This window comes from Arsukibacterium sp. UBA3155, from assembly GCA_002364615.1.
In the GTDB taxonomy this organism is placed as follows: domain Bacteria; phylum Pseudomonadota; class Gammaproteobacteria; order Enterobacterales; family Alteromonadaceae; genus Alishewanella.
This window is the reverse complement of record DEYP01000027.1, coordinates 90,707-100,867: the sequence shown is the minus strand read 5'-3', so window position 1 is coordinate 100,867 and position 10,161 is coordinate 90,707. Positions and strand designations below refer to the sequence as shown.

General features: G+C 48.3%; 7 protein-coding genes. 5 read left to right on the top strand and 2 right to left on the bottom strand.

The genetic code is table 11. From position 1 onward, the window contains the following. Nucleotides 1-334 precede the first annotated feature (334 nt). A complete protein-coding gene (gene sbcB / locus B2X65_RS15145) occupies nt 335-1,765 on the bottom strand; it encodes an exodeoxyribonuclease I (protein WP_290614002.1) in 1,431 nt (476 codons plus the stop codon). A 184-nt stretch (nt 1,766-1,949) separates the two neighbouring features. Here sbcB and B2X65_RS15140 point away from each other — a divergent pair, with 184 nt between their 5' ends. The 4 genes from B2X65_RS15140 to B2X65_RS15125 all read left to right on the top strand — a co-directional run bounded on the left by B2X65_RS15140 (nt 1,950) and on the right by B2X65_RS15125 (nt 7,815). After that, entirely contained in the window at nt 1,950-2,975 is a 1,026-nt protein-coding gene (locus B2X65_RS15140; protein WP_290614001.1) for an isoaspartyl peptidase/L-asparaginase family protein, read from the top strand. A gap of 63 nt (nt 2,976-3,038) precedes the next feature. Beyond that, nucleotides 3,039-3,458: a CBS domain-containing protein gene (locus B2X65_RS15135; RefSeq protein WP_290614000.1), complete on the top strand. Its 420-nt coding sequence runs from the start codon at nt 3,039-3,041 to the stop codon at nt 3,456-3,458. Nucleotides 3,459-3,520: 62 nt separating this feature from the next. Then, nucleotides 3,521-7,414: an ATP-dependent RNA helicase HrpA gene (hrpA, locus tag B2X65_RS15130; protein WP_290613999.1), complete on the top strand. Its 3,894-nt coding sequence runs from the start codon at nt 3,521-3,523 to the stop codon at nt 7,412-7,414. Between the two features lie 101 nt (nt 7,415-7,515). Beyond that, the gene (locus B2X65_RS15125) at nt 7,516-7,815 is read left to right on the top strand and encodes a PilZ domain-containing protein (RefSeq protein ID WP_046559155.1); all 300 of its coding nucleotides are present in this window, start codon (nt 7,516-7,518) and stop codon (nt 7,813-7,815) included. A gap of 43 nt (nt 7,816-7,858) precedes the next feature. Here the strand turns inward: B2X65_RS15125 and B2X65_RS15120 are convergent, their stop codons facing one another. After that, nucleotides 7,859-9,064, bottom strand: coding sequence for a class I SAM-dependent rRNA methyltransferase (locus tag B2X65_RS15120; protein ID WP_290613995.1), 1,206 nt, complete (start codon nt 9,062-9,064; stop codon nt 7,859-7,861). Between the two features lie 98 nt (nt 9,065-9,162). Here B2X65_RS15120 and B2X65_RS15115 point away from each other — a divergent pair, with 98 nt between their 5' ends. Further along, nucleotides 9,163-10,161, top strand: coding sequence for an NAD(P)H-quinone oxidoreductase (locus B2X65_RS15115; protein WP_290613993.1), 999 nt, complete (start codon nt 9,163-9,165; stop codon nt 10,159-10,161).

The following is a 10,161-nucleotide window of genomic DNA, read 5'->3' as shown; positions in this document are numbered from 1 at the left end:
TGGCATTGCGAAACACTTCCCTGTATTTCGCCCTTCGGGCCGTCGCTTCGCTACGTCCTAAAACGCTCCCGGCGTTTTAGTCGCCATGCGAGAGTAGGGCGACCCCAGGGATGGGCTGAGCAATGTAGTACACCGCTGGTACGACACTCCCACGCCAGCCACAGCGCTGTGCTGGTGGCATTGCTTGCCCCATCCCTGGGGCTCGTCCCATTGTGACCTGCCTGCGGCAGTCCAAAACTGCTCCCGGCAGTTTTGTCGCCATTCGATATTGATATCGAGAAGGGCTGTTTAATTTGCTGAGATCTACTGTATTGTTCTTTGATGTAAGCTTGCGTTACAAATTTTGTACATGCAAATACAATGCTTTTAAAATCTTCATTTTTTGCTCATCACTGGCATGTTCATGTGCCAGGTTCTCCAGTACCAGGCTGAAGGCTTCCATGGTCAGGTTGGGATTGTCCACGCCATGCATCAGTTTATCAGTTCGATAGCGTTGCCATTTTTGCTGTTCAGTATCATTCAGGCTTTGTGGATAGTTCCGTGCCCGGTACAAAAACAATAAACTGTTTAAGCGCTCATCAGCAAAAAGTGGGGCATTTATGCCTAGTTGCTCTGGGGGCAAGCTATGCAGCTGCTGCATTTTGTGTTTATCTGCATCACTGATAAAACCACTGTAAAGCTGATAATCTGGATTGGTTTCACTCGGATAATCAGACGGTTGTTGGTATAAATCCAGCACTTTTTGTTGCAACTGCCGATGTTGTTTAAACCATTCAAGATGATCAAGGCATTGTGCGCGGTTTATACCCAGTTCAGTCGCACGCTCGACACTGAGTGTTTTAGCATTAGCCAGCACCGGGCATTTGTTTAAATGAATTAATTTTAAGCCAAGCCGCTGTTCACCTTCGGCCAAATCAATACTGCGGGTATAAAGTTTGGTGGTGAGCGTTGCCAGATCATCATCTAGTAACGGTTTAGGATCAGCCTGCAGATTGTAGCAAATCACCGCATTTTTGTTGGTAGGGTGAAAGGCCAGTGGCACTATCCAGCTAACACAGCCTGAGCCTGCAGGAAACTTAGACGACACATGCACCAGTGGTGTTAGCCCTGCCACATCTATCAGTTCGCTAACCTTATTTTTTTTACGAAGCTCAAATAAATAGCTAAACAGTTTAGGCTGCTTTTCTTTAATTAACTTTGCAATAGCGATAGTGGCATACACATCTGACAACGCATCGTGTGCCTTGCTATGTGTCAGATCATTGGCTTCGGTTAAATGCTCCAGTTTAAAGCTTGGGCTGCCGTCGTCACGAAGCGGCCAGTTGATACCCTCTGGTCGCAGCGCATAACACGCGCGAACCACATCAATTAAATCCCAGCGGCTGTTACCATGTTGCCATTCCCGGCCGTACGGCTCATAAAAATTACGGTATAAACTGTAGCGTGTTACCTCGTCATCAAAGCGCAAACTGTTATAACCCAGAACGCAGGTGTTCGCTTCACTAAACCGTTCCGCTATTTTCTGCATAAAATCGGTTTCGCTCAGGCCTTTTTTATTGCAAAGTTGCGGGGTAAGTCCGGTAATTAACGCCGCTTGCGGATGGGGCAAATAATCATTTGCCAGCTGGCAGTACCACACGTCGGGCTCACTGATAACATTTAATTCCAAATCAGTACGAATACCCGCAAATTGCGCGGGACGATCGCGTTTTGGATCTGCGCCCCAGGTTTCAAAATCATAAAAATACAGACTGGCATCGGTCATAAGTAGATACTTTGCGATAAAAATTTCAGACATTATAGCAAGTTGCTATCTGGCTGCATCCGTTAAGTGCTATAAAATATCTGAGCGCTTGTCGCAGTGCTACGCGGTTTTATCGAGTTTAGCTTCGACTAATTGGCTAAGGCAGCATAGTCTTAAAGACAACAAATAAGATAAGGTTCTCGATATGAAGTTAACACTAATACAAGCTGTCTCGTTGAGTCTGGCGGCTGTTACTGCAAGTTATGCGGTTGCTGATGTGCCTGTTGGTATCGTTATACACGGCGGCGCCGGCACTATTGAACGCAGTCAGATGAGCAACGAGCAGCAAAAACACTACGAAGCTACCTTAGCTGAGGCTGTAAACAAAGGGTATGAATTACTTGCTGCAGGGGGCAGTAGCCTGGATGCTGTAACGCTTGCTGTTACCGTGCTGGAGAATTCCCCCTTGTTCAATGCCGGAAAAGGCGCGGTGTATACCTGGGATGAAACCCATGAACTGGACGCCGCCATAATGACAGGTCACGATCGGAATGCCGGTGCGGTTGCCAGTGTTACCACAGTAAAAAATCCAATTTTACTTGCCCGCGCGGTGATGGAGAAATCTGATCATGTCATGTTAACGGGCAAGGGCGCAGAACAATTTGCACTCGCCCAACAGTTAGAGCAAGTAGATAACCGCTATTTTAATACCGAGTTTCGCTATGAAGCATTAAAGCGGGCCAAGCAGGCCCAGCAACCCTTGCCACATCAGGCAGCAATTGTGCCTGATCCAAACTGGAAAATGGGCACTGTTGGCGCAGTTGCGATTGATAGTAAAGGCAACCTTGCTGCAGCAACGTCAACCGGTGGTATGACCGCGAAACGTTGGGGCCGGGTGGGCGATGTTCCGGTACTTGGCGCAGGTAACTTTGCCGACAATACCAGTTGTGCCGTCTCGGGCACCGGCCATGGTGAGTATTTTATTCGCTACAATGTGGCGTCAGATATCTGTGCCAGGGTTAAATATCAGGGTAAAAATGCAGCGCTGGCCGCCAAAGAAGTTATTGCAGAGTTATTACAAGCAGGCGGGACCGGTGGTGTTATTGTAGTGGATGCACAGGGCGAGCTTAGCTGGGCATTTAACACGCCAGGAATGTATCGGGCTAAGCGTGACCAGGCTGGTACAGTAATTGAAATATTCGCCGATGAAAGTGAAAAAGCGGGCAATTAAATCATTATTGGCTAGACTAATTAACAGGTGCAGCCTTAAGTTGGATGGATTAGAGGGGAACGTATGGACTTACTGAAAGTAGCTGACTATATGCATCGTCATCCGGTAACGTTTACGGTTGATATGCCGGTTGAAATGGCAGTGGCTTTGCTGATTAAAGGCCGCCAGACCGGTGGGCCCGTCGTTGACACCAGCAACAGAATTGTCGGTTTCGTTTCTGAGCAGGATTGTCTGGCCAGAATGCTGATGTCAACTTACCATGATCAGCAATCAGCCCGGGTCAGCGATGTGATGAACGCTGAGGTATTAACAGTAAAGCCGTATGACGGCATTATCGACCTAGCCCAGATGATGCTTAAAACAAAGCCCAAGCTTTATCCGGTAGTGGATGATAATGGCGGATTACTGGGTATTATTACCCGGTCTGACGTGTTAGCTGCAATTGACAAAGAATTACATTCTCACTATCGACGCGTTGTATAACGCTAGACCTAAACCCCGCTAGCTTGGTAGCATAACGCCCTCTGATTTCTGAGGGTGTTATTTTGTCTGTTGAGCCCATAGTAACTGTTTCATCTTTATATTCCCAACTTAACGATTGCCTGCTGCAGGATCAATTCAGGCTGCGTCGTCGCCTGGCGAACTGTAAAAAAATCAGCGGGAACGCCGAACTGCAACCGGTGTTGCAAAAAATAGCGGCGGATATTCAGCGTTCTGTGGTCCAGCGACAACAGCGTCAAGCCGCTATTCCAGCGATTAGTTACCCGCCGGAGTTGCCTGTTGCTGCCAGTAAAGAGGATATTAAAGCTGCCATTGCTGCCAACCAGGTGGTCATTATTGCTGGTGAAACGGGTTCGGGCAAAACCACGCAAATACCAAAAATATGCCTTGAACTTGGGCGCGGCGTAGCCGGCACTATTGGCCATACTCAACCACGGCGATTGGCGGCGCGAAGTGTTGCGGATCGCATAGCACAGGAGCTTAATTGTCAGGCCGGCCAGCAGGTCGGATATAAAATCCGTTTTGGCGATCACACCACAAATCAGACGTTGGTAAAACTGATGACAGACGGGGTGTTGCTGGCGGAAATGCAGCAAGATCGCTTCTTAAATCAGTACGATACTATCATCATTGATGAAGCCCACGAGCGCAGCCTCAATATCGACTTTTTATTGGGTTATTTAAAGCAGTTGTTACCAAAGCGGCCGGATCTAAAGCTGATTATTACCTCGGCCACTATTGACCCGCAACGTTTCTCAAAACACTTTTTTGATGCGCCGATTATTGAAGTGTCTGGCCGTACCTATCCGGTGGAAACCCGATACCGTCCGTTTACTGAGCAAGAGGATAAAGATGCCGATCAGTTGCAAGGCATTTTTGATGCGGTGGAAGAATTGTACCGGGAGCCGCCAGGCGACATTCTGATTTTTTTAAACGGTGAACGCGAAATACGGGATACTGCCGATGCGCTGGAGAAGCTCAAGCTACCCCACACCGAAGTATTGCCGCTATATGCCAGATTAAGTGCTGCAGAACAAAACCGGATATTTCAGGGCCATACCGGACGGCGAATAGTGTTGGCAACGAACGTTGCTGAAACCTCATTGACGGTGCCGGGTATACGCTACGTTATTGACCCTGGTACGGCGCGGTTATCCCGCTACAGCTACCGCTCAAAAGTACAGCAACTGCCTATCGAGGCCATTAGCCAGGCTAGTGCCAACCAACGCAAGGGACGATGTGGCCGGGTGGCCGCAGGTATTTGTATCCGGTTGTACAGCGAAGAAGATTTTATTGGTCGGCCGGAGTTTACGGATCCGGAGATCCTGCGGACCAATTTAGCCTCCGTTATCATGCAAATGCTGGCTCTGGGGCTTGGCGATATTGACGCTTTCCCGTTTTTACAGCGCCCAGATAGCCGTTTTGTTAATGACGGTATCAAATTGCTGGAAGAGCTCGGTGCAATAGAGCCCCAGCGTGGCAAACAAAAATTAAGCTTAACGGCTCTTGGCAAACAACTCGCCCGACTACCTATCGATCCACGGCTGGCCAGGATGGTGGTGGCGGCAAGCAGCACTGCGGCGCTGCAGGAAGTGCTGGTAGTTGTTGCAGCGCTATCAATTCAGGACGCGCGCGAACGGCCGCTGGACAAGCAACAGAAAGCCGATGAATGCCATAGTCGCTTCGCCGATCCCGACTCGGATTTCAGCAGTTGGTTAAAACTGTGGGCATATTTGCAACAACAGCAGGATGAGCTGAGCAATAATCAATTCAGGCGGTTATGCCGCCAGGAATTTTTGAACTATCTGCGCGTCAGGGAGTGGCAGGATTTAGTTAGCCAACTACGCCAATTAGCAAAAGAGCAAGGGCTTAACCTCAATAGCAGCCCGCCAGGCTATCAGCAATTGCATAGTGCATTGCTTACCGGTTTACTCGGACAGGTGGGATTTAAGGATACAGAGGCCGATTACCTGGGACCACGGCAAACGCGCTTTTATGCCTTTCCGGGTAGTCACCTGTTCAAGCGCAAGCCCAAATGGGTAATGGCGGCAGAATGGGTGGAAACCAGTAAACTTTATGCCCGTAGTCTGGCAAAAATTGAACCAGAGTGGATTGAGCCACTGGCAGCTCATTTAGTCAGCCGTAGTTACAGCGAGCCGCATTGGGAGAAAAAACGTGGTGCGGTGGTAGCATTTGAACAAGTATCGCTCTATGGCCTGGTTATCGTGCCAAAACGGGCCGTGCTATACAGTAAAATAGATGAAGCGGTGTCTCATAGCATTTTTATCCGCGAGGCACTGGTTAATCAGGAGTTAGGCACTAACGACGCATTTTTGAGTTTTAACCAGCGATTAATTGACGATGTGACGGCACTGGAGGAAAAATCGCGTCGACGGGATATTCTGGTTGATGAAGATACCCTGGCCACCTTTTATGCAGAGAAAATCCCACAGTGGGCAAATAACCGCATCGATTTTGCAAAGTGGTGGAAAAAGCAACGCGCAGCTGATCCTGATTTTTTAAACTTTGATCCCGACAGTCTGCTTAATCGTGATACCAGCGATATTACGGCCGATAAGTTTCCTGAGAGCTGGCATCAGGGTAACGTCACCTTGCCGCTGAACTATCATTTTGCACCGGGCGAGCCGGATGATGGCATTAGTGTCATTATACCGCTGGCATTACTCAATCAGATAGAGGACAGCGGTTTTGACTGGCTTATTCCGGCACTACGCCATGAACTGCTGGTGGCGTTAATCAAAGCGCTACCAAAGCAGTATCGACGAAACTTTGTGCCGGCGCCAAACTATGCTGATGCGTTAATGCAGCTAATAGCGCCCGAGCAAGGCAAACTCATTGAAGTGGTAAGTCAGCGTTTAAAGCGAATGTCGGGCGTGACGATCCCGGATGATGCCTGGGATTTATTCGCTATACCTGTGCATTTAACCATGAACTTTAACGTAGTGGATGAAGCCGGTAAAACGCTGCAACAAGGCCGGTCTCTGACGGTGTTAAAGCAGGGTTTGCAAGGCGAGGTGCAACAAAGTCTTAGTCAGGTAGCCGAGCAGGGCATTGAACAGGAAAACCTGACGCAGTGGAGCTTTGGAACCCTGCCAGAAGAGTATGTTAAATTACAGGCAGGATACGAAATTAAAGCGTTTCCAGCCCTGGTTGACGAGCGCGATTCGGTTTCAATTAAGCTGTTAGATAATCCGCAACAGGCAAGGCAAGTGACGTTACAGGGGCTAAGGCGTTTACTACTGCTAAACGTGCCGTCACCGGTCAAGTACTTGCAGGAGTCGTTACCTAATAAAGCAAAATTAGGTTTGTATTTTAATCCGTTTGGCCGGGTGCTGGAGCTAATTGACGACTGCATAGCTGCCGGTGTTGATGCATTGATTGCAAAAGATGCTTTGCCCACCACTGATCAACAATTTAATGTGCTGCGCGAAAAAGTCAGAGCCGAACTGGGTGATACAGTCGTGGCCATAGCATTGCAGGTTGAACAAATTTTAACGCTTGGCCACGATATCCAGAAGCGTTTAAAAGGCAAAGTGGATTTAGCGCATATTCAATCACAGGGCGATATTAAGCAGCAACTGAATGAATTAGTCTTTAAAGGTTTTGTCAGCAGCCACGGTGCGGCCCGGTTAGCCGATATTCTCCGCTATTTACAAGCCATGTTAAAACGGTTGGAAAAGTTACCGGTTGATCCACAACGAGACCGGTTATTGATGCATGAGTATCAAAAAGCAGCAGATGCTTATAACAACTTATTGGGAAAATACGCTGGCGCAGCCATTGTACCCGCGCCACTGCAGGACATTTACTGGATGTTGCAGGAACTTAAGGTATCACTACATGCTCAGCAATTAGGCACGCCTTATCCGGTGTCGGTAAAGCGTATACTGCATGCCGTAGCAGAGTTAAAAAATTAGCCGGTGGTCGATTATCTCTGAAGCCGCTGGCACCAGATGGTACTTTACACACCGTTAGGAAAGTTCTATAAATAGTATTGTTGTATTGACAGGGGAAAGTTATGTTAACAAAAGGCGATGGACGGCATTATTTCAGAATGATGGTAAATGCAGATGTGCAGTTACTGTTAAATGATCCTGAAGCAGGCCGAACTATAGATGGGGTTTGTCGTGACCTTAGTGCCTCGGGTATGTCAGTTGACATTGACGAACCGTTAGAGATGGGCACGTTGATCAAAGTGCGCCTGGAATCTAACAATGCCAGTATCCCGCCACTCGATGCCACCGCCAAAGTGGTAAGGTGCGCACAGGAAAGCGAAGATGGCTATCAGATTGGCCTGGCGTTTATGGAATTAAACTAACCCACTTTTCTCAGCAGGTTAGTTTTTAGCAAAATTGCTTGTATCAGGCAATTTTGCAGATAAGCCCTTTCAGATAATGGCCCTCAGGGAAGGTGCTGAGCACCGGGTGATCGCTATCTTGTTGTAGGCGTTCTAAAAACTGACATTGCCGCTTGGCATCTAAAGCGGCATCCGCAACTATTTTCTGAAACAGACTGTCTTCCATTAAGCCTGAGCAGGAAAAGGTAAAGAGTAAACCACCAGGCTTTACCAGTTGCATTGCTACCATATTGATATCTTTATAGCCGCGACATGCTCCTGCCATTTGCGACTTATTGTCGGCAAATTTTGGTGGATCCAGGATCACCAGATCAAACTGGCGGCCTTGTTCCCGATATTGTCGAAGCAACTTAAATACGTCGGCTTTGCTTTGCTCTAGCAAGCTCAAATCCAGCTGGTTTAAACTGGCATTGCGCTCAGCCGTTGCTAACGCCAGCTCAGACAAATCAACATTCGTGACGTTACTGGCGCCGCCTTGCAATGCCGCCACCGCAAAAGTCCCGGTGTAACTAAAGCAGTTTAAAACGGTTTTACCTTTGGCATAGCGTTTTACTGCCTGACGACTGGCCCGCTGATCCAGATAAAACCCGGTTTTGTGGCCATTAATAACGTCAACCAGCAATGCCATACCATGTTCCTGAATAACAACCTCACCGTCCTCCCGGGGCAGATGAAGCCAGCCGGTTACTGGCTCAAGCCCTTCTTTTTTGCGGACATCGACATCAGAGCGTTCATAAATGCTGTGCTCAGGAAACCGTTTAATCAGGGCTGCCAGCAGAGGCTTTCGACTGGCCTCGGCGCCGGCCGATAATAACTGACAGACCAATACATTGGCGTATTTATCGATAGTAATGCCGGGCAAACCATCAGATTCGCCAGCGATGAGTCTGACAGCATTGGTAGTGCTTTGATTAAACAGCTGTTGTCGTAACTGCCAGGCGTCGTCCAGACGGCTTAAGAAAAATGCTTCATCTATTGGCTGGTTTTGCACGAAGCTCCAAACTCTGGCGCGGATCTGCGAGCGGGGAGAGTATGCGGCAGTTGCCAGCCATTCTCCCTTACTGCTTAGCACATCAATAATGTCTCCACTGTTAGGGGTACTAATAACCTGACTTATGGCATTTGAAAAAATCCAGGGATGTTGCCGTTTCAATGCTTTTTCCCGACCGGGGGCCAGAATTATGGCCGGACTTGCAGTTTGCTTGCTCATTCGTTTGGTTACACTGTGCTAGACTAAAAACCGCATTTTAGAGAAGCTGACAGCAAAGCTAAAGTAAAAACTGTCAGCGGCTGACAATTAGAGGTGTTATGGCAGATGTTCCTCCGCTAATGCAGGTTATTGCTGTGCAACAACCGGGTAAAAACAGCACTCTGTTGATAGAGCAGCAACCCGTGCCCACGCCTGCCGCCGGCCAGCTGTTAATACAAGTAAAAGCAGCCGGGGTTAATCGTGCAGACTTAATGCAACGCCAGGGGCATTATCCAGCACCACCGGGCGAGAGCGATATTCTTGGGCTCGAGGTTGCCGGTGTTGTGGTGCAGGTTGCTACACAAACCGATGAAAAGTGGATGGGAGTAGAAGTGTTTGGTATTGTCGCCGGCGGCGGTTATGCTCAGTATGCCCTGTTGCAAGCCAATCATGCGATCAAAAAGCCAGCAACATGGAGCTGGGAACAAGCCGGAGCAGCCGCTGAAACGTTTTTAACCGCGTATCAGTTACTCTTTACGCTGGGTAACTTGCAGTCGGGTAATAAAGTATTGCTGCACGCGGGCGCCAGTGGTGTGGGTACCAGCGCCATTCAATTAGCGAAGTTAGCGGGAGCTAACGTAGCGGTTACGGTTGGTCAGCCAGAGAAGGCCGCTGCCTGTTTGCACCTCGGTGCTGATATCGCCATAAACTATCGACAACGCCGTTTTTCCGATGAGTTGGCAGAATGTTGGCCAGCAGGTGCTGATATTATTCTTGATCCTGTTGCTGGTGCTTATATTAAAGATAACATTAAAGTTTTAGCCGTCGATGGCGTTATTATTGTCTATGCCCTGATGGGCGGACGGATGATTGAGCATTTTGACATGGCACCGCTGTTTAAGAAACGAGGCCAGCTGCTCTGCAGCACCCTTAGAAACAGAAGTAATGAATATAAAGCAACATTAACAGCCAGCTTTACTAAGGCTTTTGCTTCACATATGCAAGATGGCCGATTGTCACCATTGCTTAGTGAAGGCTATAGCTGGGAAAACGCACAAGATGCTCATAACGTAATGATTAATAATATTAATATTGGCAAGTTGGTGTTGACATTGTAA

Bases quoted from the DNA above. Each gene is read 5' to 3' on its own strand.
- B2X65_RS15140 (WP_290614001.1), top strand. From the start codon at position 1,950: ATGAAGTTAACACTAATACAAGCTGTCTCGTTGAGTCTGGCGGCTGTT.
- B2X65_RS15135 (WP_290614000.1), top strand. From the start codon at position 3,039: ATGGACTTACTGAAAGTAGCTGACTATATGCATCGTCATCCGGTAACG.
- B2X65_RS15115 (WP_290613993.1), top strand. From the start codon at position 9,163: ATGGCAGATGTTCCTCCGCTAATGCAGGTTATTGCTGTGCAACAACCG.
- sbcB (WP_290614002.1), bottom strand. From the start codon at position 1,765: ATGACCGATGCCAGTCTGTATTTTTATGATTTTGAAACCTGGGGCGCA.
- B2X65_RS15125 (WP_046559155.1), top strand. From the start codon at position 7,516: ATGTTAACAAAAGGCGATGGACGGCATTATTTCAGAATGATGGTAAAT.
- B2X65_RS15120 (WP_290613995.1), bottom strand. From the start codon at position 9,064: ATGAGCAAGCAAACTGCAAGTCCGGCCATAATTCTGGCCCCCGGTCGG.